The sequence below is a fragment of the Amycolatopsis sp. 2-15 genome, from assembly GCF_030285625.1.
Classification (GTDB): Bacteria; Actinomycetota; Actinomycetes; order Mycobacteriales; family Pseudonocardiaceae; genus Amycolatopsis; species Amycolatopsis carbonis.
This window is the reverse complement of record NZ_CP127294.1, coordinates 4,873,869-4,897,816: the sequence shown is the minus strand read 5'-3', so window position 1 is coordinate 4,897,816 and position 23,948 is coordinate 4,873,869. Positions and strand designations below refer to the sequence as shown.

The following is a 23,948-nucleotide window of genomic DNA, read 5'->3' as shown; positions in this document are numbered from 1 at the left end:
CGACGCCATGAGCGTTCGGACAGCTCGTGTTTCGAGGCGCGGCAAGGGCCGCTCCACCTACCCGCGAGCTGTCGGGACTGTCGCTACCTTCATAGCAAAACAGGACCATTAAGTCCAGAAGGTCTCCGACCCTGTGCCGAATGTCCATTGAGAACTGCGCGTTGGGCCTCACGCCGTTCGAAGCGACGACTGACTGTCGGTGTCCCAGCGACGCGGGACACCGCGGACACGGCGCCGTCGGGCCTCGCGCTTCGTGAGGATGCCGGCGGCGGCGAGCGCGCGGACCACCGACGAATGGCCGGCGTTGAGCCGGAACCGGTACCGGGACGCCGGGGTTCGAGCCGTGTCGAGATGTCCCCGAAGGAGTTGCGTCGCCGCCGTGCCGAGCCCGGTGCAGTCGGTCAGGTCGACGGTAACGATCCCGCGGCACAACTCGGTCGCGACGTCGAGCTCCGCGCAGAGCGCCTCGACGGCCGATCGTTCGATCAGGCCGCCGCTGACGAACAGGGTTATCGAGCCGTCGGAGACCACGGCCCTCAGAAGCTCCCTCGGATGATGCACCGCGATCGCGGTTCCCGTCATCAGTGAAGGCTTCTCCGATACCGTTCCCTCCGGAACGCTGTGCTGGCTTGCGAACACGAGGCCCCTCCCCTGTGGGTGATCACCTGTTGGCGGCGACCCCTGATCTCCCCTTACCGCGGCCCTGGGATCACGTCCGGTCGAATGCCCGCAGAGGAGACCGGCCACCCGAGCCGGTTGCGGTCTCAGGGCGGCCGGCCCCGCGGGGGTTCGGCCGTGAAACGGGTCCGGATCCGCGCGCGTAGTGGCAGCCACTCTTTTGGGTCCACCCCCGGGGGTAAGACGCGGCCGATCGCTGCCTCGAACACTGCATGAGCTCACTGACCACGCCGACCATGGGCACGGGCGTGCTCGCGAAGCGTCTCGGGCAGGCCGCGGACAACGCAGATCAGCGGTACAAGCTGGCCAAGGGCCTGCGGCACCAGATGAACAAGGTGTTCCCGACCCATTGGTCCTACCTGATCGGCGAGGTCTCGCTGTACAGCTTCATCGTCGTGATCGCGACGGGCGTGTACCTGACGCTGTTCTTCGATCCCTCGATGCAGGAAGTCACCTACCACGGCAGCTTCCAGAACCTGCAGGGCGTCGAGATGTCGCAGGCCTTCAAGACGACCCTGGACCTCTCGTTCGACGTGCGTGGCGGGCTGTTCGTGCGGCAGCTGCACCACTGGGGGGCGCTGATCTTCATCGCCGCGACGCTCCTGCACATGCTGCGGATCTTCTTCACCGGCGCGTTCCGCAAGCCGCGTGAGGCGAACTGGGTGATCGGCGTGATCCTGCTCCTGATCAGCATGTTCGAGGGGTTCTTCGGTTACTCGCTGCCGGACGACCTGCTTTCGGGCACGGGTGTCCGCGCGACCTTGTCGGGTATCGTCTTGTCGGTGCCGGTCATCGGCACCTGGATCCACTGGGCGCTGTTCGGCGGCGAGTTCCCGGGCGACCAGATCATCCCGCGCCTGTACACACTGCACATCCTCGTGCTGCCGGGGGTCCTGTTCGCCCTGATCGGCGTGCACCTGGTGCTGGTGTGGTTCCAGAAGCACACACAGTTCCCGGGCGTCCGAGCGAAGGAAGACAACGTCGTCGGCATCCGGATCGTGCCCGAGTTCGCGCTTCACGGCGGGTCGCTCGCCGTGGTTACCACGGGTGTCATCGCGTTGATGGCCGGTCTTTTCCAGATCAACCCGGTGTGGAACTTCGGGCCGTACAACCCGTCGATGGTGTCGGCCGGTTCGCAGCCGGACTGGTACATGGCCTGGGCCGACGGCATGCTGCGCATCTGGCCCGCGTGGGAGGTGTACCTCGGGAACTACACGATCCCGGCGGTGTTCTTCTCCGGCGCGATGGGCATGGGGCTGCTGATCAGCATGCTGACCGTCTACCCCTGGATCGAGGCGAAGCTGTCGAAGGACACCGTGCAGCACCACAACCTGCTGCAGCGGCCGCGCGACGCACCGGTCCGCACCGCGCTGGGCATGATGGCGCTCGGATTTTTCCTGGTCATCGAGCTGTCGGGCTTCAACGACATCATCGCCGACCAGTTCGACATCTCCCTGAACGCCACCACGTGGGCCGGCCGCATCGGCGTGCTGATCGTGCCGCCGATCGCCTACTACCTCACCTACCGGATCTGCCTGGGTCTGCAGCGGGCCGACCGCGAGGTGCTGGAGCACGGCGTGGAGACCGGCATCATCAAGCGCCTGCCGACCGGCGGGTTCATCGAGGTCCACCAGCCGCTGGGCGGCGTGGACAGCCACGGCCACGCAGTGCCGCTCGAGTACCAGGGCGCACCGGTGCCGAAGAAGATGAACAAGCTCGGTGCCGCGGGGCGCGCCGTCCCGGGCTCGCTCTGGACGCCGGACCCGCCCGAAGAGACCGCCGCCCTGGATCGGGCCGCCGAACAGGGGAAAACGACGTGACCGAAGGCGAGGACAACGGCCGGCTTCGTGCCCTCACCGAGGCCGGCGTGTCGATCTGGCTGGATGAGCTCTCCCGCGACATCCTGGAGAACGGCGAATTCGAACGCCTGGTGCGAAGCAGTTCAGTGGTGGGCGTCACCACGAACCCGACGATCTTCGCCAACGCCATCGCCCGGAGCAGTCGCTACGCCCTACAGCTGAAACGCCTGGCCGGGAACGGAATCGACGTGACGGAGTCCGTCCGGGCGTTGACGATCTGGGACGTTCAGCAAGCGGCGGACGTACTCCGTCCGATCTGGGAGAAGACCGACGGCGTTGATGGCAGGGTGTCGCTCGAGGTGAGTCCCGAGCTCGCCGGCGACACCGACGCGACCATCGCGGACGCGATCCAGCTGTGGGAGCTCGTCGACCGGCCCAACCTCCTGGTGAAGATCCCCGCCACCCGAGCGGGCGTCCGAGCTGTTTCCGGTGCGCTGGCGGCGGGCGTCAACGTGAATGTCACTCTGGTCTTCTCGCCGCGGCGCTGTGCTGAGGTTGGTGAGGCGTTCGTCGACGGGCTCGAGCGAGCTCGTGAGAACGGCCACGACCTCGCGGCGGTCCACTCGGTCTCTTCGCTGTTCGTGTCCAGGGTGGATACCGAAGTGGACAGACGGCTCGACATCAGGGGCGTCCCCGAAATGCGCGGCCGGGCTGCCCTGGCCAACGCGCGGCTCGCACATGAAGCCCTGGCTGCGGTGTGGGAATCCCCGCGGTGGCACAGCCTTGCCGCCGACGGAGCCCGCCCCCAGCGGTTGCTGTGGGCTTCGACCGGTGTCAAGGATCCGTCCTTTCCCGACACCAAGTACGTGACCGGCCTCGTCACGCACGGCACCGTGTCCACGATGCCGCCCACGACCCTCTCGGCGTTCGCCGATCACGGCGAGCTTGCCGGGGACCGAGTCGTCGGGCTCGGCAAGGAAGCCGCGGCCGACCTCGCGGCCCTCGCCGCTGCGGGTATCGATCTCGATGACGTGTACGACACGCTCGAGAGAGAGGGCGTCGCCAAGTTCGCGGCCAGCTGGCGAGCCCTCCACGCGTCAGCAAGTGCGTTTCTCGGCTGAGGGCCCGCATTCCTCGCTCACACCCACGGTTGTCTCGAAGGGAATCTCATGCCTCGATCGCTGGAGTCGCTCAGCCCGGCCGATGGCGAGCAGGTGGCCAACAAGAACCTGGTGGCCGCACTGACTGCCGGACGGATCGTTTACGACGACGGCGCCGAACAGGTCTTCGACCACGACGGTGCGACCACGTACACCGACCGCGGCCACCCCACACGCGGAGAGTGGTACATCGACGCCGACGGCCGTTTCGCCTCGTTCTGGCCGCCCACCTATCGTGCCTCGTACGACCTTCGCTGGGTTGTCGAGGCCGGCTCGATCGTCGGCCTGAGCTTCACGCATTGCGGAGACGGTTCACAGTTCACCGGGCGATACGCCTGACCGGCCGATCGTCATGATCTCAACCGCCGAACACCAGCGCGCGGAATGCAACCCAAGTTTCCGTCTGCGCGCTGGTGTCCATTGTGCTGCCCGTTTCCCGGCACACCACGACCTACGGGTGTCGCCCACACGGGATTGCCACGGGTGCGTTCATGGTGGCGGGTGTAGTTCACTTCAGTCCTCGACAACGAGAGGTGTGCGCAATGGTGAAAGCCGTCATCGGGGGAACCGTGATCGCCCAGGCAGAACGGGACGACCTGATCTCCCTCGAAGGAAATCTCTACTTCCCCCCTGCGGCGATCCGGCAGGGAAGCCTCCAACCGAGCTCGACTCGATACACCTGTCCGTGGAAGGGCGCGGCCCGCTACTACGACGTCATCACCGACGGATCACAGACCCACGACGCGGCCTGGTGCTACCCCCACCCGCACCAGTCCGCGGTCGACCGCGTCGGAACGGATTTCTCCGGCTATGTGGCGTTCGACTCGCGAGAGGCGGACATCCTTGACTGATCCGATCCTCGCCGCAATCCGTCTTCGGAACACCTGGCTGCGTCTGAACAACCTGACCGATTGGCAGACCACCGCGGCCTGCCGATCCGAAGATCCCGAGGTGTTCTTCCCCTCCCCCACCGCTACGCCGCAAATCCGGCACGCCAAGGCCATCTGCGCAGCGTGCCCGGTCCGCTTGCAATGCCTGTACCTCGCCCTCGGCAACGGGCTCGACCACGGCATCTTCGGCGGGTTCACCGAACACGAACGCAACAGTCTCCTCCGGCGCACTGCCGCCGTCACAGCGAACAAGTCCCTGGCGGCGCAGGCCACTTCCTCGTGCGTCGCCGGCCGTCGGAGGCGACCGCCCCGCTGTCCCTGAACTCGAGTCACGGACCCGGTCATCCGGCGGCGATGTTGTGGTTCAGCCGGAACAGGTTGATCGGATCGTAGGCCTTCTTGACCTCGACCAAACGCGGGTAGCGCTCAGTGCCGAACACTGAACCGGACTCGGGGCCGAGTACCCCGGTGAAGGCGTCCGCGGCTTCCCGCCGGGAACTCCCGCAGTGAGGTCGCCTGTCCCAGTACGGCATCGGGTCTTCGGGGTCATTGTGGATACGGCCGGAGGCTGTGAGGGCAGATCGGCCATCGCGTCGACGGCGGGGGCGACGGCACGCATCGGGGCCGGCAGGCGCTCAGCCTCCGGCTCGAGACCGAGTTGGGCGTAACGGAGGTGGACCACGTTCGCCCCGCGCAGAGGCGCCGGCAGCCCAAGCAGCGGAGGCAACCATTGCACAGCGATCGACGAGGTCGCTTCTTCCGGCAGGCCGCCGACCCATGCCCGCCAGGCGTGCAGGACTTCGACCAGGTGCGCGCCCGCGAAATACAGGGAACCACTGTAGAAGCGGCGGACGGGTAAGAGCTCGAACTCCAGCGCGGTGACCACCCCGAAGTTGCCCTTGCACCCACGCAGGACCCAGAACAAGTCGGGTTCGCTGTCACCGTACGCGGCCGCCGTCGGCCGTCGCTACGTCGACGATGTGGACGTGGTCGACCGCGTAGCCCAGGCTCCGGCCGAGGATCGGGCTTTGCCCCTCCCCCGAGGACGTACCCGGTCACCCCACCTTCGGGGCGGAGCCGCAGGTAACTGAGCGCGTGTACATTGCGTCGCCGAAGCAATCGGTGACGACGCCGTCGCGGGCCTACCCTGATATTCGGCCGATCGACAGAATCGACGTGCGGCGGCGGAATGCGAGTACGCCCAGCAGGACAGTGGCTGCGGCGGCAACCAAGTGGAGCGTCACGGAGGCTTCGAAGACTCGCGCCAAGACGGGTACGCCCGAACGCAGCGCGACCCGGATATTGCCGGGCCCGCCGAGCACGAAATGCCACAGGGCACCCAGGATGAGCGCACCGGCGGCCGAGACGATGACGAGGCCTGCCCCGTCTCGCGCGGCAACCCGGAGGTGGCGCGCGATACCGATCGCGGTGCCGATGATGCCGAACAAGACGAGGAACAACGGCTCCAGGAGAGGCACGCCTCCGGCGAGCAACCCCAGCAGTACGAAGTCCACCAGCACGAGCGCCGCCTGCACAGCGGCCACGGCCGCCATGGCCCGGTCGACTCGCGCGACCAGCCGTGGCAGGCGAAGCACCGCTTTGCCGTTGACTGCGTCAGTCACAGGTTCCTCCTCCAAAAGTCCGGACGGTGAGGGATCGAGAAGGTCGAAACAACTTTTGCGCCCCGCAGCTGTCGGGACAGCGGGTGCGGCAACGAACGGGCGACCAGAGGGCGCCGGTCGCAGGGGGTGTGGTTGCGGAAAACCGCGGCGGCAACCGCGCCGGCGACAAACAGCGCCGCAGCGCAGATCACGCAAGCCAGGCGATAGCCGGGCTGGAACGCCTCGGATTGGGCGTACGAAGCGCCGGTGAGACCGACGAGCGGCGGAAGCGCCGCGATCCACAGCAAGGCGGCACCGCGCGCGACAGCGTTGTTGACCGCGGACGCGACGCCGACGTGGCCTCCCGGTAGCGACGACAGCGCGACAGACGTCAGAGGTGCCACCATCGTGGCGGTACCGAGGCCGAACACGCACTCGAGCGGGATCACCCAACTCCAGTAACCCGTGTCGGGCTTGATCTGCAAGGCCATCAGCGCCGCTGCGCCGCACAACACGGGACCGATGGTCAGTTGCCAGCGGGGCCCGACCCGCGCAGCGAGTTTACCGCTGGAGGGAGACAGCGCGAGGCTGATGATCGTGATCGGCAGAAGAGTGCTGCCGGCCTCGGCCGGGCTGTACCCGGCGACGGTCTCCAGGGCGATCGTGAAGATCAGGGAGAACACGCCGAACGCACCGTAGACGATGAACGTGATCACGTTGATCGAGACGAACGACCTGGACTTCCTCAGCAGCGCCGGCAACATCGGCGATGTCGTTCGCTGTTCGTAGCACACGAACCCGATCCCCGCCGCGACGGCCACGAGCGCACTCGCCAGCGCCCCCGGCCCGCCCGGGTTCGCCGGTATCGCGGTCAACGCGTAGGTCGCCGCGGCCAGGGTCACGAGGGCCAACGCCGAGCCACCCCAGTCCATGCCGGACGACTCGTCGTCGCGGGTCTCCGGAATGTGGCGCATGGTCACCACCAGCACGATGACCGCCACGGGCACGTTGATCAGGAAGATCCACCGCCACGAACCCAGCGACAGCAGCCATCCGCCGACGAACGGGGCGAGAACTCCCGCGATCCCGGCGAACCCGGACCAGGTTCCGATCGCTCGCGGGCGATCACCAGGTGCGATCGTCGACTGCAGGATGGCCATGCTCGCCGGTGCCATCAACGCTCCACCGATGCCTTGCAGAATTCGCGCACCGATGAGCGTGCCCACGTCGGGGACAGCCGCGCACAGGACCGAGGCGAACGTGAACCCGGCGACGCCGAGGAGGAAGATCCGCTTGCGGCCGTACCGGTCTCCGAGCCCACCCGCCAGCAGGATGAGCGAGGCGAGGCTGAGGGTGTATCCGGTCACGGTCCACTGAAGGGACGCGAAGCTCGCACCCAAGTCCCGGCCGATGTCGGGAAGAGCGACGGTCACGACGCTTGAGTCGATACCCGCGATACTCGCGCCGAGGACCGTCGCGACCAGGATCCGTCGACCCTGCGCAGACCGAACCGGAAAGCCCACCGGTGGCGGTAGAGCGACGTCTGAACCGCCCACGGCGAGTACCCTCCCTGTACTGACAGCCAGAATTTTCCGAACCAGTTCACCCAGCGCTTTTCCGGAAGAGATCCCGCTTACGGCCTGGCCACCAGTCGGTCGAGATCATCGACTTCGGGTGCCGTCAGGGAAATGTCGACTGCAGAGACGTTTTCGTTCAGGTGCTGGATGCTCAGCGTGCCGGGAGTGGGGAGGATCGCGGGTGAGCGATTCAAGAGCCAGGCCAGAGCGAGCTGCGCCGGCGAGACACCGCGCCGTCGCGCCAGCTCCGCCAACGGCCCATCCTCACTGGCCAGCGTGCCGGTCGCCAGCGGAAGCCAAGGGACGAACCCGATGTTCGCCGCTTCCGCGTAGTTCAGCAACGGTTCGGCCGCGCGATCGATGAGGTTGTACTCAGCTTGGACCGTGGCGATCTCCGCAAACGTCCTTGCTTCTTCCAGCTCGGCCAACGTAACCTCCGCCAGCCCGATCTGCCCGATCTTTCCTTCACGCTGCATATCCGTGAGAAGCCCGAGTTGGTCGGCTATGGGAGTGTGCGGGCTGAACCCGTGCAGCTGGAACAACGGAACGCGATCGAGCTTCAGGTACCACAGCCGAGTCTCGATCTGTTTACGAAGGAACGAGGGCCGCGGCACCGGTTCCCACTGCCCGTTCGGCGATCGAAGAAGTCCGCCTTTGATCATCAGCAGCAAGTCTTCGGGGAACGGGCTGAGTGCCCGCACAATGAGTTCTTCGTAGTCGAAGGGTCCCGACGATTCGGCGATGTCGATGAGATTCACCCCGAGATCGACCGCTTCTCGGAGCACTCGTGCCGCTTCAGTGGCGTCCTTCGGATGACTCCAGACACCGGACTCACTTATCTGAGCGGTCCCGAGACCGAGCCGGGTGATCGCGTGTCCTCCGATCGTGAAGGTACCGCATCGATCAGGAAGGGTTCCAGGCATGGTCTCGTCTCTTTCACTGTCTTGTGGATTTGTGCCGACATGAATCGGTCAGATGTCCGTGAGCTCACCCGGCCGCTCTCCTTCCGGCGGCGCCACCCTGGCCGGCACGTCGAGGTCGTAACGCCGCAACCGGAACACGTCGAGCCTCGTGTCGTAGTACTTGCCGGTTTGGCCGACCCACTCCATCCCCATCCGCCGCGCGGCCGCCGCGGCGCGTTGGTTCGCCGGGCGTGACACGGCGAAGATCTCGTCCGTGCCGGCATCGAAGGCATAGTGAGCGATCGCGTCACCGACTTCACCGGCATAACCGTTCCCCCACCAGCCACGAGCGATCTGGACACCGATCTCGAAATCGATGTCGTCGGGCGGCAAGGGCAGCAACGAGACCGCACCCACGACGCGTCCACTCGCGAGATCGGTAGCCTTCCACCGACCGACCGGAGGCTCGGTTTCCAAGCCGTCCGCGACCCAGCCGGCAACCAGATCCTGCATGGCGGAGATGTCCGCGACTCGATCCATGGCCGGCGCGAGCCACCGAGAAACCTCTTCGTCGCCGAAGATGCCCAGAGCCGCTTCGACGTCGGGCATCGTCCACGGAGCAAGCTCCAGCCGGGTGGTCCGGATCAGTTCTCCGTCGATGTCGACCGAATGCGACCCCGGAATCAACTCTGCACTCCTCTTCCTCAGCGATTTCCCCGGTTCCGGGGCAGTTCGAGCTTCCGTTGATCAGCGGTCGCGTGGCACGCGATCCGGCACAGCCGCCCGGCCGGGGAAGCGGCTGTCGACAAGCTCTTTGTATTCGGGGTGGTCGGCAATGTAGTCGGCCACGAAGGTGCAATAATTCGTGAGTTTCAGATCTCGGGCTCGCAGATCATCCAAAGCGTGCTTCACCAGCCGCGTCGCGACACCTTGACCACGATGTCCGGGATCGACGATCGTGTGGCTGAACGTCACTCGCCGATCACCGCGCGGGGCGTGGTAGACGATCATGCCGACGACCTGCCCGTCAACCACGGCCTCATACGATCCGCTGTCGACGTTGCGCTGTACATCCATCTCAGAACTCACTTCATTTCTCCTGATGATTTTCTCGAGCAGCACGGCCTGCACCCTCGGTGCATGAAGACCGTTTCCGCGGCGTCAGACCGAGACGCGGCCCGATGAGGTGCGACGCGCGGAGGGTGTCACGACACGTGACGAGGGAGCGTGGACGGCGTCAAGGCGTGACTGAACGGCACGGTCAGGCGCCAGGTGGAGTCTGCGAGTGGCGAACGCGGAACGTCGAACGTCGTGCTCCACGAGCTCTCGGCTGTGCGCCCATCGGAGAAGGTCAACGTCAGCGTGTACGACTGCGCGTCGGCTCCATTGTGGTGCGTGCCGCCACCGCGGCCGGCGAGGTGAAGGATGTCCGGCATCGAACTCAGCAGGATGGCGTTGATGCGGAGCTCGCGCCCCTGCGCCGCCGAGTATTCCGCCGCACAGTTGGCAGCGCGTTCCCCACGCCCGTGGGTCGTGGCGAGCATGACTTCGATCTCGCCCAGCACGTGCGCACTGATCGAGAGCTCCAACCGCACCAGGCCGTCGGACGCGTGGTCGCGGGATCGGCTGCCGTCACCTGTGATGGTGGCGGAGGACAGCCTCAGCGGAAGGCCGGCAACCGACGACCCCGGCATGAAGCCCAGCTGCTCACTCACCGTAGCTGTACCTTTCGCATTTTTACGACGAAGTCCGCACATTCGGCAGCGTTGAGCACCCGACCAGCTCCGTCCTCCGGTCCGCTCATCATGCACCAAAGAGAACTATTTAGTCCAGTCAGGAAGGGGAGCAAGCGTCAGGCTCGCCGCCTTTGTCCAGGCCGCCGCCCGTCGGGACCGTCCGATGTGTGTCACCTGGAGGTCGGGATGCCGCATAGAACTGCGAAAATTGAAACCGGTTTCTCGCTGTTCACCCGAACGACATCTCAGCGACGACAGTGATCGTGTTGTCGATCACGGGGGGCGATCAAGCCCGGTATGGAACCGGACGGTCCACTCCTGGGAGGTGAACTCCGCCGGACGCCCACGGCGAACGCCGCGGCTGAGGCGCCGGGTCAGGAGTTCGGCCGCACAGCCGATCGGAGCGCCTGGTAGCTGACTCGGCCTCGGTACGCACGTCCGTCGATGAACAACGTCGGCGTGCCTCGGACAGCCAACTCGGCACCGGAGGTGTAGTCGGCCACGACGGCGGGACGGAACCGCTGCGCGACCTCACCGGTGACGTCGCGGGCGCCGATGCGAGCCGCGTATGCCTGCAGGTGGACATCCGTCAGCTCGCTCTGGTGGGTCAGCAGCAAGTCGTGCATCTCCCAGAACAGCTCACCCGATGCCTCGGCGGCAAGAGCCGCAGTGAGTGCGTACGGGTGGATCGTGAAGATCGGAAAATGACGGAACACCAGGCGGATCGTGCCAGCCGAGCTGTCGATCAACCTGCGCAGCTCGGGTGCCGCCGCAGCACAGTACGGGCACTCGAAATCCCCGTATTCCACCACCGTCACCGAAGCCGATGGATCGCCGTACACGTGCCGGTCCAGATTGAACTCACTGCGCGTCGTCACCCGCGATCCCTCCGTCACAGAACGGTCCACTCCGGACAGCGGCACTGCGAACCATGGCTGTCTCCAGGCCAACGCCCGATCTGATGGACCGTACACAACCGGATCGACTGCACGTCAGGCATACTCGGGCCGTGAAGGCCGACTCGAGCCGATTCAACGACGGACTCCTCCCCCACCTGCCGTCGACGACCCGTCAGGTGAGCATGCCGCTGCCGTACGTGACCGCCGGCTTCCGCCGGTTCCTGCTCACCGAAGCCGGCAGCGCTGTCCTGCTCCTCGCCGCCACGGTGGCCGCGCTGGTGTGGGCGAACGTCGCGGGCGCGGACTACGACGCGTTCTGGGGCTTGCACGCAGGCGTGGAAGCCGGCGGCGCGCACTTCTCACTGGACCTTCGTGAGTGGGTGAACGACGTCGCCATGGTCGTGTTCTTCACGGTGGTGGGGCTGGAGATCAGCCGCGAGGTGTCCGTCGGTGAGCTGCACGACGTGCGCTCGATCATAGTCCCGGCCTGCGGTGCGCTCGGCGGCCTGGCGTTGCCCGCGGTCCTCTACTTCGTGTTCAACAGTTCCGGCGCGGCCGCAGCAGGCTGGGGCATTCCGATGTCGAGTGACACCGCCTTCCTGATCGGCGTGCTGGCTCTGTTCGGCCCCCGCTGCCCTGATCAATTGCGGCTCTTCTTGCTCACCCTCGCGATCGGCGACGACATCGGCGCGATCACGGTGATGGCGGTGTTCTACACACACCACGTTTCCGTGGTGGCGATCGCGGTGGCGGCGGCACTGGTTCTCGTGCTGTTGGGCCTGCGGAGGCTGGGAGTGTGGCGATTGGCGCCGTACCTCTTGGTCGGCGCCGGGTTGTGGGCGGCCGTCGACGCGTCCGGGGTCCACCCGACGCTCGCCGGTGTACTCATCGGCTTGATCGTGCCGGCCGGCGAGGTCGACAGTCACGCCCGCGAGCGACTCCGCCTCTACGGGCGCGCTGTGATCGAGCGCGCGGACACCGTGCGCGTGCGACTCGCCACCACCGCGATGAAGGCGACACTGTCGGCGAACGAGCGACTGCAGGGAATTCTGCACCCGATGAGCGCGTTCGTCATCATCCCCGCCTTCGGCCTGGCGAACGCCGGCGTGCAGCTCGACGGCAGCGCGCTGCGGGCAGCGTCGACCTCCACCGTGACCCTCGGTGTCGCGGTCGGCCTGATCGCGGGCAACACCTTGGGCATCTCGCTCGGAGCCGGAATCGCGCTGCAGACCGGAATCGGCACTCTGCCCGGCCGCGTCCGCTACAGCCACCTCATCGGCGGAGCCATGCTGGCCGGCATCGGTTTCACGATCGCGTTGTTCATCACCGATCTCGCGTTCGCCGACCCCGGCCTCCAGCAGCAGGCCAAGGTGGGGGTTCTCGCAGGATCACTCTGTTCGGCGATCCTCGGGTCCGTCGTGTTGCGTTTCCTCGGCGAACGTCTCCCCCTGTGCTCCTTCGACGAGCGGTTCTCACTCCCGGAGCTGCCCGAAGGCCCGTGGCGGGACCCGAGCTTGGCCTGAGACGAAGGCATCTCGGTGCCGTCGACCCCCAGCTTGTTGGACCACATAGTCCATCTAGACTGTGGTCCCCGAAAGCCGGCGGCCCGGCCTTCCCGGCAACGAACCTGGAGTGCGGTTGATCGACGACTTGTGTGCGGTCGTGGACGAGTTGACGTCCGACCCGTCCAACGCGTGGGCACGCGACCTCGGCTACCGTCCCGTGTGGGCCGGTTCCCCGGCCTCACGGATCGCGATCATCGGCCAGGCGCCGGGCCGGCGAGCCCAGGAGAGCGGCATTCCGTGGGACGACGCCAGCGGCGTCCGGCTGCGCTCTTGGCTCGGCGTCCGCGACGAGGAATTCTACGACCCTTCGCTGTTCGCCATCGTGCCGATGGATTTCTACTTCCCCGGCAAAGGCAAGACGGGCGACTTGCCTCCGCGCAAAGAATTCGCGCCACGGTGGCATCCGCAGATCTTGTCGAGGATGCCGCACATCACTCTCCGGGTGCTCATCGGCGCGCACGCCCAGCGGTACTACCTCAAGGGCCGATCCGAGGCCACCCTCACCCAGACCGTGCGGTCCTACTGCGACTACCTCCCTGCCGAGTTCCCGCTGGTGCACCCGTCTCCACTGAATTACCGGTGGCACGTGAAAAACTCCTGGTTCACCGCCGAGGTCGTCCCTGAGCTGGCGCGCCGAGTGTCGATCGCACTGGGACGCGGATGATGGTCACGGGATGGCCGACCTGGGCTCGGCCGGCCGCGTCGCATCGCGTGACACCTCCGCGCACGCAGGTACGATAATCTGTCGCGGTGGTGGAACCGGAGAGCACAGAGAAGCCCGTCCGGCTGACGGCGCGCGGTGAAGCGACCCGGGCCCGAATCCTGCATGCTGCTGTGGACCTGATGACGGTCAAAGGGGTGGCCGCCACCACGCTCGACGATGTCCGCGCGGCAAGCGGCACCAGCAAGTCACAGCTCTACCATCACTACGCTGACAAGGACGCGCTCGTCCAAGACGTGATCGAATACCAGGCCGAAGACCTGCTGGCCTCGCAGGGGGAACAGCTGCGCCGGCTGAACTCGATCCGCGGGCTCGAGCGCTGGCGTGATGCGATCATCCAGCGGAACGCTCTCCGCAACGGGGCTTACGGATGCCAGCTCGGCTCCCTCGCGAGCGAGCTTTCGGACCAGAACGAACGGGCACGCTCTGCCCTGGCCGGCCACTTCGAAACCTGGCTCGGCCTGATCGCCGACGGTCTGCGGCGGATGCGTGACACGGGCAAACTGCGCCGTGACGCCGACCCCGAACGGCTCGCCATCGGCTTGATGGGCGCCCTCGAAGGCGGGTACCTGCTCGCGCAGACGGGGCACGACATCAAGCCGATGCGCATCGCGCTCGACATGGCCATCGACTACATCCGTACCTTCCAGGCGTGAGTCGCGGGTAGCGGAAGACCAAAGTGGACCGCCTCACCGGGCACGACTATTGCTCGCCCGAGTTGTCCTTGCTGTGGTCACCCGGCATGGTCGCGTCGACCAGCTTCTGCGAGGGCGCCGCGCCGTGGCGGGGCTTGCCGAAGAAGCCGATCTCGCCTTCGGCGTGCAGGCGCTCGATCATGTGCGGGTAGTGCAGCTCGAAGGCGGGGCGCTCGGAGCGGATCCGGGGCAGTTCGGTGAAGTTGTGCCGCGGCGGCGGGCAGGACGTGGCCCATTCGAGGGAGTTGCCGTAGCCCCACGGGTCGTCGACCGTGACGATCTCGCCGTAGCGGTAGCTCTTGAACACGTTCCAGATGAACGGCAGCGTGGACGCGCCGAGGATGTACGCGCCGATCGTGGAGATCGTGTTGAGCGTGGTGAACCCGTCCGAAGAGAGGTAGTCGGCGTAGCGGCGGGGCATGCCCTCGGCGCCGAGCCAGTGCTGGACCAGGAACGTGCCGTGGAAGCCGATGAACGTGGTCCAGAAGTGCCACTTGCCGAGCTTCTCGTCCATCATCCGGCCGGTGATCTTCGGGAACCAGAAGTAGATCCCGGCGAAGGTCGCGAAGGCGATGGTGCCGTAGAGGACGTAGTGGAAGTGCGCCACCACGAAGTAGCTGTCCGACACGTGGAAGTCGATGGCCGGGGCGGCCAGCAGGATGCCGGTCAGGCCACCGAGGAGGAACGTGACGATGAAGCCCATCGAGAAGATCATCGGCGTCTCGAAGGACAGCTGGCCCTTCCACATCGTGCCGATCCAGTTGAAGAACTTCACGCCGGTCGGGACCGCGATCAGGAAGGTCATGAAGGAGAAGAACGGCAGTAGCACGGCGCCGGTGGCATAGAGGTGGTGTGCCCACACGGAGACACTGAGCGCAGCGATGGCCAGGGTCGCGAAGATCAGCCCCTTGTAACCGTAGAGGGGCTTGCGGCTGAAGACCGGGAAGATCTCCGACACGATCCCGAAGAACGGCAGCGCGATGATGTACACCTCTGGGTGACCGAAGAACCAGAACAGGTGTTGCCAGAGGATCACCCCGCCGTTGGCCGGGTCGAACACGTGCGCGCCCAACCGACGGTCTGCCTCCAGGCCGAAGAGCGCGGCGGTGAGGATCGGGAAGGCGATGAGGATCAGAATGCTGGTGACGAGGATGTTCCAGGTGAAGATGGGCATCCGGTACATCGTCATGCCCGGCGCGCGGAGGCAGACCACGGTGGTGATCATGTTGACCGCGCCGAGGATCGTGCCCAGACCGGACACGATGAGGCCGCAGATCCACATGTCCGTGCCAGGGCCTGGAGTGTGGACGGCCTCCGACAGCGGCGTGTAGGCGGTCCAGCCGAACTCAGCCGCACCACCCGGTGTCAGGAAGCCGGAGACGACGATCAGGCTGCCGAAGAGGTAGAGCCAGTACGAGAACGCGTTGAGCCGCGGGAACGCCACGTCGGGCGAACCGATCTGCAGCGGCAGCACGAAGTTCGCGAACCCGAACAGCACAGGGGTCGCATACATCAGCAGCATGATCGTGCCGTGCATCGTGAACAGCTGGTTGTACTGCTCCTGCGACAAGAACTGGAGCCCGGGTCGAGCCAGCTCCGTGCGGATCAGCATCGCCATCGCCCCGCCGGCCATGAAGAAGGCGAACGCCGTGACCAGGTACATCACGCCGATCTGCTTGTGGTCCGTCGTCCGCATCAACCGAAGCAACGCCGTGCCCTTCGGGGCAACGCGCGCGGGATACGGCCGCGTCGCGATCGACCTGGGCGCAACGGTCCTCATGGTGTCCTCCGGCTGATTGCTGCACTGGCTGGCTTTTCGATCCTGGGCCCGGGGTCGGGCACCGTTCGACGGCACCCGCACCACCGGATCTCCCGGCAGAGCTCGCCTTTGTCGAATCCGGGCGGTCCGTGAGCCCCGGCTCCACTCAGGCGGACCTGCTTCGTCGCCGGGGTCACCACGACCTCGGCGTGACCATACGTGGACTAGATAGTCCTAATCAAGTCGGTGAGGCGACTCACGTAGGCCCGGGTTCTCGGCAGCAGGGCGCGGGCTCGATCAGAGGATGTCCTTCAGGTCGGCCAGCAGAGCCGCCTTCGGCTTCGCGCCGACGATCTGCTTCACCGGCTTGCCACCCTGGAACAGGATCAGGGTCGGGATGGACATCACCTGGTAGTCACGCGCCGTGTTCGGGTTCTCGTCGATGTCGAGCTTCGCGACGGTCAGCTTCTCGCCGTTCTCGGCCGCGATCTCCTCGAGTACCGGAGCGACCATCTTACAAGGGCCGCACCAGGTCGCCCAGAAGTCGACCAGGACCGGCTTCTCGCTGGTCAGGACGTCGTCCACGAACGACTTGTCGGTCACCTTGACGGTGTTGTTGCCCATGGTTTCTCCTTCGGGTGGTCGGTATCGGAGGGTAAGTGGTTGCCGGCGGAGTAGCCGCCGAGAGCGGTTCCGAGACGTTCCGATGTCGCGGACCCGCGCCGATCAGCCGATCACGTTCGACGACTGCTTGTTGTTGAACCGCGCGACGCGCGCCCTGTTTCCACAAGCCTGCGAGCACCACCTTCGCCGTCCGTGGCCGGACAGGTAGTAGTTCGCACAGCTCGGTGCGAGGCATGCCCGTAGGCGCTTCCGCTCTTCGCCGCCGAAAAGCCGCACGGCTTGGAGCGCCACGAGCGAACTCACCGCGATGCCGCCGGGCAGGTCGCCCTGGAGCGCGATCCTCGGCACGCCCGCACCGGGCCACACCAGTGCAGACGACGCGGCCGCACGGGCTGCGGTGTTGTTGAGCAGGTTCACCGCGGCCTGGCGGCCAGGCAAGTCGGACACCACCCCGGCCGGACGCTCGTCCGCTGTTGCATCGGCAGCGAGCCGTCTCAGCGCATCGCGAAGCCGACGCAGGTCGAACGCCGTCTCCTTCACGCTCAACGGGCTTGCACAAGGCAACCAGTGGTCGAGCGACCTCGGACGTTGTTCAAGACGGGGAACGATCTCCCGGATCCACTCGAGTGCACCGTCCGCGGTGGCGAGAGCATCGTCGATACCCTTGCCGCTCCCCCACACGGTGTTCATCAAGTCGATTGGCGGTTCCTGGCCGGCGACCCGTTCGCGGCGCGTCACAGCGCCCAACGCAACGCTGTGGTCGGAGTGTTCGACCAGGAGAACAGCTGGGAGGTCTCCACCTTCCACCGCGGCAGCAGTGGGTGTCGACGGAGACCCGCTGCACTTTTTGCGAGCAAAGCCTTGCCGGCGGAGTGCAATCGCGTGCTCGATGCCGCCATACACCTCTCTCCTCTGCGCTGGTCTTCTTGTCGGCGTCAGCCGATGGTCGGCTCTTACCGCCGACCGGCGCCGACACACCGGCGCCGACCATTCCCCGGCCTCGCCCTGAGGTCCTCATTCCCTGCGGGCGAGCGTCACGAACCGCGTCGCCGTCGCCGCGAGGACAGCGGCGGCCAGGATGATGAAGCCGGCCGTGAGGAACACTGTCGGCAAGCTCGCCGACGTAACCAGAACCGCGCCGAGACCAGACCCTGCCGCCAGGGCTATCTGAAGGTTCGTCACATTGACTGCCGACGCCGCCTCCGGAGTTTCCGCCGCCGCATCGAGTATCCAGACCAGCGTGCCCGGGTTCACGATTCCCCAGAATGAGCCCCACAGCACGAACAACAGCCCAGCCAGCCAGGGTAAGGTGCCCGTGCTCGCAAGCCCGATGACCAATGCGGCCACCACCACCGCAGCCCCGGCGAAGCTTCCGATCACATTGCGCTTGAACAGTGATCCGGCGATGAGCGAGCCAACGATGCCGCCGATGCCGTAGATGACGTACAGCAGGGAGATCACGCCGCTGGACAGATGGGTGTGGTCCATCAGGAACGGGGTGATGTACGTCCACGCGGTGAACTGTCCGATGAACACCAATGCGCCCGCCGCCATTCCCAGCTGTGCCGCCCGCCGTGTCACGACTCCCACGAGATCACGCAGATGCGTACGCCCGTCCGGCGGAATACCCGGCAGCACGAGCGTCTGCGCGATCACGACAAGCAGTGTCGCCGCCGCAGCGGTGGCGAAAGTGAGACGCCAGCCCACGAGGTTGCCGAGGAACTGTCCCGCCGGCAGCCCCACCACTGTCCCACCCGAAATACCCGCCGCGATGATGGTGATGGCGCGAGTGCCGCCAGCGGGGCCCACCAGCTTGGGGCCGACCGGTGAGACCACAGTCCAGAAAGCTCCGAGGGTGGCGCCAAAGAACATGCGGGCGATCAGCACCACGACGAAGTTCGGCGCCACCGCGACGATCGCGTTCGACACCAGCACCGTCAAACCCAGGACGAGGATGACCGAGCGCCGGTCAAATCGGCTGGAGCTGAGGAAGAACAGCGGCGCCGACAAAGCGGCACTGAAACCCGGCACGAGCACCATCAACCCCGCAAGGCCCAGCGAAACATGTAATCCATCTGCGATCCGCGGCAGCAGACCCACCGGCATCGTCTCCGTCATCACGACGATGAACGCACCAAGTGCAATGGCGGCGACTGCCGCCCAGCCTCGCTTGCTCCCTGGCTCTACAGCAGTGACGGCAGCGCGAGCGGCCGCAGGCTGAATCGGGACGGCCGCGGCACACGACGATGCCGACACCACACGCACCTGCGTTGCGCGACGCGTCGGCGTCTCCCCCTCGGTTTCCGTCATGATGCTCTCCCCACTCCTCAGCAGCTCAGCGCAGCTCGACTCCCCACCGGCAATCCCACCGGCGGAGGATCAACACAACTCTGGGGTCGCGCCTGTGCCGCGATCATGGGCTGCGACCGTGCCGCAGCCCATGAAGGAAAAAGAGAGCCGTCGTCCTGACTCGACGCCGGAGCGCGCGAGCTGTTGCCTGGACCTACGGAGTCTCGGTGCACGAGCGTTAGCCACGCCCGTCGCCCAAGATTGTGGGATCGCCAAGGGCCGCCGTGGTCCACACACGTCATGCACGTTCGTTGTCGACGTTGCTGCACAGGCGATCAGCGTCGAGCCCAAGTGGGGTCTTACCACTTCGAAGGAGAGTTCCCCTCGCGGGCGTTGAATACCGCTGCCGTCGTGGGTCCGCCTGGCGCGATGCCGGATTCGGCGAGCGCCTCGCCGACGGCGGCTTCGTTGCCGTACGCGTGGCGGCGTCGATGCTGCGGTAGCCGGCGCCCAGTGCGGTCTTGACCGCGGCCTTCGTCTCGGCGGGCGGTACCTGGAAGACGCCGAAGCCGAGCTGCGGCATTTCGACGCCGTTGTTCAAGGCCCACCCGCTGGTTCGCGCTGGTGGCGCTGCATTCGCCACCAGCGCGAACCTACCGATGTAGACGATTCTCGCAGGTTGCCGGGATCGTTGTCGTTCGTACCTTGGCGGTGAAAGCTACTTCTGCAGGAAGGACTGCAGCATAGCCGTCACTTCCTCCGGCCTCTCCTGCGTCACGAAGTGGCCCGAACCCTTCAGGACTCGTCCCTCGACGTTCACGGCGTACTCACGCCACTGATCGGGGACGAGTGAACCGAAGGAACGCTCACCACCGATCGCGAGGATGGGCATCTTCAACTTGCCCTGAGCCAGGAATTCCTTGTTCTGCTGAACATCTGTGCGGATCCCACGGTACATACTCATGAAGGCCGTCGTGCGGCCGGGCTCCTTCAGGAAGTGGGCGTAGTAGTCAAAGTCCGACGCCGTGAACGGCGACTTATCGCCCGCCACGTACTCAAGCATCATGTCGTGGACGAGGTCACGCTCGTTACCGGCGATGAGCTTTTCCGCGAGGGGCAGCTGGAACAAGCCGAAGTGCCACGCCGCCGGCTGGGCCGGGTCGGCGTTGAGGACGGGGTAACTGTACCAGCTATCATCCGGGATGGTGGCTTCCATCACGGCCATGCTCCGCACTTCCGACCGAAATTGCGCCCCGTAGGCGTAGGCGACCCACTCACCAACATCGTGGGCGATGACCTGGACACCCTTGTTGAGGTTAAGCTGCGTCAGGAGCTGATGCACGTCCCGCGCCAACTGCGCTGTATCATAACCACTCTTGGTGACCTCGGACTCACCAGCGCCACGCATGTCGACTGCGATCACGGTGTGGGTCTTGGAGAGCGCGACCATCTGCTGCCGCCACTCAGACCAATTCTCGGGGAACCCGTGGATCATCACCACAGGCGAGCCCTTGCCGCCCCGAACATAGTGCATACTAAAGCCATTTACTTCCGCGAACTTGGATTGAAAACCAGCAGGCGGTTGAGATTGCGGGTAAGGCGATAGTGACTGCGCCGCCAGGGCGGAATTCCCGTCGTTCTCGCTCCGTGCGGCGGAGCTCGAAGTCGCGGGAATCACGAGCAGTAAGGCCGCCAAAGCCGCAATGAACGCGAAGGGTCTGTTGACCTTTCCTATTTTGATGCCCATCATTCTCCTACTTGGAGTCGGTACTCGTTACGCGTCACCAGACGCACGGGACGATGAAGCGACACAGTCGGCCATGCACGTTCATGCTCGGAATCCGGCCGGACGGAAACGTGCCGTTGGACAAGGCGCCCCTCCCGTTCGTTCGACTGAAAGCTGGAGCCGGCCGCCAGCCGATACCTCGCTTCCACCCGATCGAGCTACAAGACTGCAACCCCATCGAGTTATGGCTCAGTAGATCGCTTCAGACAGTGAGCGCCTGGGGGTAGCGACTTCTTACCCTCAGAACTCGGGCAGCCGAGCCGGCCCGCCTCGGCCTCCATCCGCGACTCTGCGCGGCCGCGATCTTGCCGGCCTCATCGAGGTACCAAACGAAATGATCCGGACAGACCATCGCCACAGTCCGGCGTATCTCGGTCACGGAGGCGATCTGCAGTCAGAGTCAGGGATGCGAGCCGCCGGTGGCAGGAAGATCTGAGCTTTCCGTGCAGCTAACGAAGAGGATCTCACGTGTCAGCAAGGGTGTGGCGACTGGTATCGCACCAGGTCCGCAGTCGCCGCGCGGAGAAAGGGAGACAGTTGTGATCGAGACCCGGCAACCCGTGACTGGCGTCGACCTGGAACAGGTTGCCGAGCTGGCCGCGCAGCTGCGGCCCGACTCGATCCGGTCCAGCACCAGCACTGCGGCAGACCTGCTCGCGGTGCTCACGACGTCGCGCCTGTGCAACGACGGCACGGGCACGGCCCCCGAACTGCTCGCCACGGCGGGGATCGCGGCACCGCACATCCCACCGCAGCACGCGCCCTGCCGGCCTGAGCACGGGCCAAGAAGATGATGCCGCGTTCATTGACCGGAGCTTCCGATGGAATTGCTCCAGCACCGGCTCGGAACCATCCGCACACCCTGGCTCAGCTCGCCCGCCGAGCCGGAATCTCCGAAGGCCGAGCCCGTGGGCTCTACAACACCGACCGGTCGCGGCTGCCCCGCCCGGATCGGTTCGACGCCGATGGCAAGCCGCTGTGGTTCGGCCCCACCATCGACGCGTGGTCTGCGCACACCGGCCGCGCCGTGCCCGACGACTCGCTGTGGCTCTTCTCGGCGCCGGCCGCGACCGAACCCGCGGTCGAGCTGTTGCGGCGCGTCGTCACCGTCAACATCACCGGGCGCACGATGTTCGCAATAGTGTGGGACACCGACCGCGGCCACGTGATCTACCTGCAGCCCCTCGGCGACACTGACACAAACGACAAGGGCTGGATGGCCGTGGGTGCCGCCGACCTGATCGAACCTCTCTGGTGGTACACCGCCGCGGTGATCATGCCGGTGGAAGAACACCTGGCCCTCAACACGCGGTTCTCCCCCTCGGCCTACGTCTATCGGATCACGTCCCGGCCCGCCGTGGCCGGCGAGCCGCAAAGCGAGCTCCGTCGCCGGCAGCACCGCAGCATGGACCGGACGTCGGGCACCGCCGCGGACAGCGCCGTCGAGTGGCAGGCCCACCTCGACCTGGCGGACGTAGCCAAGGTGATCGGCCGGCCGATCCCGTTGTGGATCGAAGGCACTCGGACCGTCGAGAACGCCGAGCGCAGCCTCGCCTGCACCGCGACGTTCACCATCCCCGACACCGTCACCGAGTGGCCCGCCACGCAGAACCGCCTCGAGCGCGCGATCACCGCCAACGTGGCCGAACGGCATCCGGCCGCGTTCGCCGCGTTGACCGCCGACGCTGCCGACCGCCTGCGCACTTTGCGCACCGCCCACGAGAACACCCCGAGCAGTGGCGAGGGCTGGTACCTCGTAGCCCGCCCTGCCCAGCCCGCCCCGCCGGTCGAGCTGGAGCAAGCGCTGACCGCGGCCACCCCGGTCACCGATCTCGACGTCGTCGCCGGCGAGCTGACCGAGTTGCGCACCCTCGAGGGCGACCTCGACGTCGAGGACCCGCTCGGCGAAGTCTACGAGGAAGCCATCGATGCCCTGGGCCGCCAGCTGCGCCTCGCGGAGAAGGGAAACCCCGGCCGGTACACCGAGCTGACCGAGACCGGTACCGCGATCTACAGCGCACCGTGGCGTGGGCCGCTCGTCGACGCCTGGCGCGTCAACCTGACCACCGTCGAACTCGACCAGGCTCGCCACCTGCGCCGGGTGCAGCGCCTGCTCGCTGACGGGTTCGACGAAACCGTTCTGAACGCCTACCGCGATGCCGACGGCCGCTACATCGTCACCGTCCGGCTCACCGGTGGCGACACCTGGTTTCGTGCCGAGTGGCCCACCGCGCTCGACGTCGTCGACACCTGGACCGACGAGACGATCCTCGCCGGCGACGAATCCGGCTCCTCCACCGTGTTTCTTGCCCTCACCTTCACACCCGAGGGCCGGCTGCGCACCGCCCCGGTCCCGATGCAGCCTCGCAACGGGAACGAAGGATTCGGCTACGGCGACGGCTACGACTATGGCTACGGCGGCCCCGCCGGCACCTACATCGCTCTGCTGCGCTGCGCCCTCGGCATCACTGAAGACGAAGCCGGCCGGATCGCCCGCGCAAGCCACGCCACGCGCCGCACAGGCGATGAATCGACGAGCCGGCTGTGGGAGGCGATCTCCACCACGAAGGGGCCGCTGCGCCTTTCCTGGCCCTGGGTTGAGCAGTGTGCCCGCGACGATCGCGAGACTGCAGCCGAGGCATAAGCCGACCCGCGCCCGAACTGGCGATATGTCGCAAAGGCTCAGCGCTGCAGCGTCGTCACCGGGCAGGACAGCAGGGTGCTTGAGACCCGACACTCCCGCATCGAACTCCGCTGCAAAGCGCTGGAACCACTCTAGTTTCGCCTCACCGCAACGAAGTCCCACAAATAGCCCCACAGTCCCGACGTCACATGCGACCTGTAGCAGCTCGGCGAAGCCTTTGACGCCTGAGAAGCCGCCGCCGACGAAAGTCACGGTGAGCAACCTCCGCCGTCGCGACCCGGCGGTAGCATTGCCGCCCGGTCGAACGATGTCGGTAGCCGGTCGCGAATCGCGACTGCTTCCTCCACGTGCTTGAGGCCGATCGCCTGCTCGGCGATACCGGGACCACGCCGCGCCTACGGGGGTCGGTGGGAATGAGCGGGAGTTCTTTCGTGGCGAGGCTGGATGACTCCGCTCGGGCTGCGGCAGCGGAGTCCAGCGGCAAGAGCAGGAGGCACATGAGCCCGCCCCGCGCTGCCGTGCAGGCAGGGCGCAGCTGGGCGGGGTGGCTTGATGCCGGCGCGGGGGGCACCTCTCGGCGGGCTGCACGACCCGGGGCCGAAGACTCGCCGGTGCCCGGCGGG

24 protein-coding genes and 1 pseudogene are annotated in these 23,948 nt (G+C 66.2%); 10 read left to right on the top strand and 15 right to left on the bottom strand.

The window, feature by feature from the left end; all coding sequences use genetic code 11:
* Positions 1–168: 168 nt before the first annotated feature.
* Positions 169–639 (bottom strand): hypothetical protein, encoded by a 471-nt coding sequence (locus QRX50_RS24330; RefSeq protein WP_285974204.1) that lies wholly within the window; start codon positions 637–639, stop codon positions 169–171.
* A 251-nt stretch (positions 640–890) separates the two neighbouring features.
* Between QRX50_RS24330 and qcrB the strand changes: the two genes are divergently transcribed.
* The 5 genes from qcrB (at position 891) to QRX50_RS24305 (ending at position 4,849) form a co-directional block, all read left to right on the top strand.
* On the top strand, positions 891–2,498 hold the full coding sequence (gene qcrB / locus QRX50_RS24325; protein WP_285974203.1) for a cytochrome bc1 complex cytochrome b subunit: 1,608 nt from the start codon (positions 891–893) through the stop codon (positions 2,496–2,498).
* Positions 2,495–3,598: a transaldolase gene (tal, locus tag QRX50_RS24320; protein WP_285974202.1), complete on the top strand. Its 1,104-nt coding sequence runs from the start codon at positions 2,495–2,497 to the stop codon at positions 3,596–3,598. The genes qcrB and tal overlap by 4 nt, the downstream gene beginning before the upstream one ends.
* A gap of 48 nt (positions 3,599–3,646) precedes the next feature.
* Positions 3,647–3,976, top strand: coding sequence for a hypothetical protein (locus tag QRX50_RS24315; RefSeq protein WP_285974201.1), 330 nt, complete (start codon positions 3,647–3,649; stop codon positions 3,974–3,976).
* Positions 3,977–4,179: 203 nt separating this feature from the next.
* On the top strand, positions 4,180–4,488 hold the full coding sequence (locus QRX50_RS24310; protein WP_285974200.1) for a DUF427 domain-containing protein: 309 nt from the start codon (positions 4,180–4,182) through the stop codon (positions 4,486–4,488).
* Positions 4,481–4,849, top strand: a complete 369-nt coding sequence (locus QRX50_RS24305; protein ID WP_434533314.1) for a WhiB family transcriptional regulator — start codon at positions 4,481–4,483, stop codon at positions 4,847–4,849. The genes QRX50_RS24310 and QRX50_RS24305 overlap by 8 nt, the downstream gene beginning before the upstream one ends.
* Positions 4,850–4,868: 19 nt before the next feature.
* On the opposite strand, the gene QRX50_RS24300 is transcribed toward QRX50_RS24305, so the two are convergent.
* From QRX50_RS24300 to QRX50_RS24265, 8 genes are all read right to left on the bottom strand, one after another.
* Positions 4,869–4,967, bottom strand: coding sequence for a BBE domain-containing protein (locus QRX50_RS24300; protein ID WP_285974199.1), 99 nt, complete (start codon positions 4,965–4,967; stop codon positions 4,869–4,871).
* 702 nt (positions 4,968–5,669) lie between these two features.
* Positions 5,670–6,149: a hypothetical protein gene (locus QRX50_RS24295; RefSeq protein ID WP_285974198.1), complete on the bottom strand. Its 480-nt coding sequence runs from the start codon at positions 6,147–6,149 to the stop codon at positions 5,670–5,672.
* Positions 6,146–7,561, bottom strand: a complete 1,416-nt coding sequence (locus tag QRX50_RS24290; protein ID WP_285974197.1) for an MFS transporter — start codon at positions 7,559–7,561, stop codon at positions 6,146–6,148. Before QRX50_RS24290 ends, QRX50_RS24295 begins: the two co-directional genes overlap by 4 nt.
* 200 nt (positions 7,562–7,761) lie before the next feature.
* On the bottom strand, positions 7,762–8,628 hold the full coding sequence (locus tag QRX50_RS24285) for an aldo/keto reductase (RefSeq protein WP_285974196.1): 867 nt from the start codon (positions 8,626–8,628) through the stop codon (positions 7,762–7,764).
* Positions 8,629–8,676: 48 nt separating this feature from the next.
* On the bottom strand, positions 8,677–9,216 hold the full coding sequence (locus QRX50_RS24280; RefSeq protein WP_285974195.1) for a GNAT family N-acetyltransferase: 540 nt from the start codon (positions 9,214–9,216) through the stop codon (positions 8,677–8,679).
* Between the two features lie 138 nt (positions 9,217–9,354).
* Positions 9,355–9,729, bottom strand: coding sequence for a GNAT family N-acetyltransferase (locus QRX50_RS24275; protein ID WP_285974194.1), 375 nt, complete (start codon positions 9,727–9,729; stop codon positions 9,355–9,357).
* Positions 9,730–9,812: 83 nt separating this feature from the next.
* Positions 9,813–10,322 carry a hypothetical protein gene (locus tag QRX50_RS24270; protein WP_285974193.1) on the bottom strand — a complete coding sequence of 170 codons (510 nt, stop codon included), beginning with the start codon at positions 10,320–10,322 and terminating at the stop codon, positions 9,813–9,815.
* A gap of 395 nt (positions 10,323–10,717) precedes the next feature.
* Positions 10,718–11,266, bottom strand: a complete 549-nt coding sequence (locus tag QRX50_RS24265) for a DsbA family protein (RefSeq protein WP_285974192.1) — start codon at positions 11,264–11,266, stop codon at positions 10,718–10,720.
* 86 nt (positions 11,267–11,352) lie between these two features.
* Here QRX50_RS24265 and nhaA point away from each other — a divergent pair, with 86 nt between their 5' ends.
* The 3 genes from nhaA (at position 11,353) to QRX50_RS24250 (ending at position 14,184) form a co-directional block, all read left to right on the top strand.
* On the top strand, positions 11,353–12,765 hold the full coding sequence (gene nhaA / locus QRX50_RS24260; protein ID WP_285974191.1) for a Na+/H+ antiporter NhaA: 1,413 nt from the start codon (positions 11,353–11,355) through the stop codon (positions 12,763–12,765).
* A 115-nt stretch (positions 12,766–12,880) separates the two neighbouring features.
* Positions 12,881–13,471 (top strand): uracil-DNA glycosylase family protein, encoded by a 591-nt coding sequence (locus QRX50_RS24255; protein WP_285974190.1) that lies wholly within the window; start codon positions 12,881–12,883, stop codon positions 13,469–13,471.
* An 86-nt stretch (positions 13,472–13,557) separates the two neighbouring features.
* Positions 13,558–14,184, top strand: a complete 627-nt coding sequence (locus QRX50_RS24250; protein ID WP_285974189.1) for a TetR/AcrR family transcriptional regulator — start codon at positions 13,558–13,560, stop codon at positions 14,182–14,184.
* Between the two features lie 46 nt (positions 14,185–14,230).
* Here QRX50_RS24250 and ctaD read toward each other — a convergent pair whose 3' ends face one another.
* From ctaD to QRX50_RS24220, 6 genes and pseudogenes are all read right to left on the bottom strand, one after another.
* The gene (gene ctaD, locus QRX50_RS24245; protein ID WP_285974188.1) at positions 14,231–16,003 is read right to left on the bottom strand and encodes an aa3-type cytochrome oxidase subunit I; all 1,773 of its coding nucleotides are present in this window, start codon (positions 16,001–16,003) and stop codon (positions 14,231–14,233) included.
* Between the two features lie 276 nt (positions 16,004–16,279).
* Positions 16,280–16,606, bottom strand: coding sequence for a thioredoxin (gene trxA / locus QRX50_RS24240; protein ID WP_285971353.1), 327 nt, complete (start codon positions 16,604–16,606; stop codon positions 16,280–16,282).
* A 102-nt stretch (positions 16,607–16,708) separates the two neighbouring features.
* Entirely contained in the window at positions 16,709–17,344 is a 636-nt protein-coding gene (locus tag QRX50_RS24235; protein ID WP_285974187.1) for an ABATE domain-containing protein, read from the bottom strand.
* A 276-nt stretch (positions 17,345–17,620) separates the two neighbouring features.
* Positions 17,621–18,916, bottom strand: a complete 1,296-nt coding sequence (locus QRX50_RS24230) for an MFS transporter (protein ID WP_285974186.1) — start codon at positions 18,914–18,916, stop codon at positions 17,621–17,623.
* A 404-nt stretch (positions 18,917–19,320) separates the two neighbouring features.
* Positions 19,321–19,478 (bottom strand): annotated as a pseudogene (locus QRX50_RS24225) (aldo/keto reductase); the annotation flags it as partial.
* Between the two features lie 135 nt (positions 19,479–19,613).
* Positions 19,614–20,645: an alpha/beta fold hydrolase gene (locus QRX50_RS24220; protein WP_285974185.1), complete on the bottom strand. Its 1,032-nt coding sequence runs from the start codon at positions 20,643–20,645 to the stop codon at positions 19,614–19,616.
* 575 nt (positions 20,646–21,220) lie between these two features.
* On the opposite strand from QRX50_RS24220, the gene QRX50_RS24215 reads away from it, so the two are divergent.
* Together QRX50_RS24215 and QRX50_RS24210 are read left to right on the top strand one after the other, a co-directional pair.
* Positions 21,221–21,475, top strand: coding sequence for a hypothetical protein (locus QRX50_RS24215; protein ID WP_285974184.1), 255 nt, complete (start codon positions 21,221–21,223; stop codon positions 21,473–21,475).
* An 11-nt stretch (positions 21,476–21,486) separates the two neighbouring features.
* Positions 21,487–23,325, top strand: coding sequence for a hypothetical protein (locus tag QRX50_RS24210; RefSeq protein ID WP_285974183.1), 1,839 nt, complete (start codon positions 21,487–21,489; stop codon positions 23,323–23,325).
* The last annotated feature ends 623 nt before the right edge of the window (positions 23,326–23,948 follow it).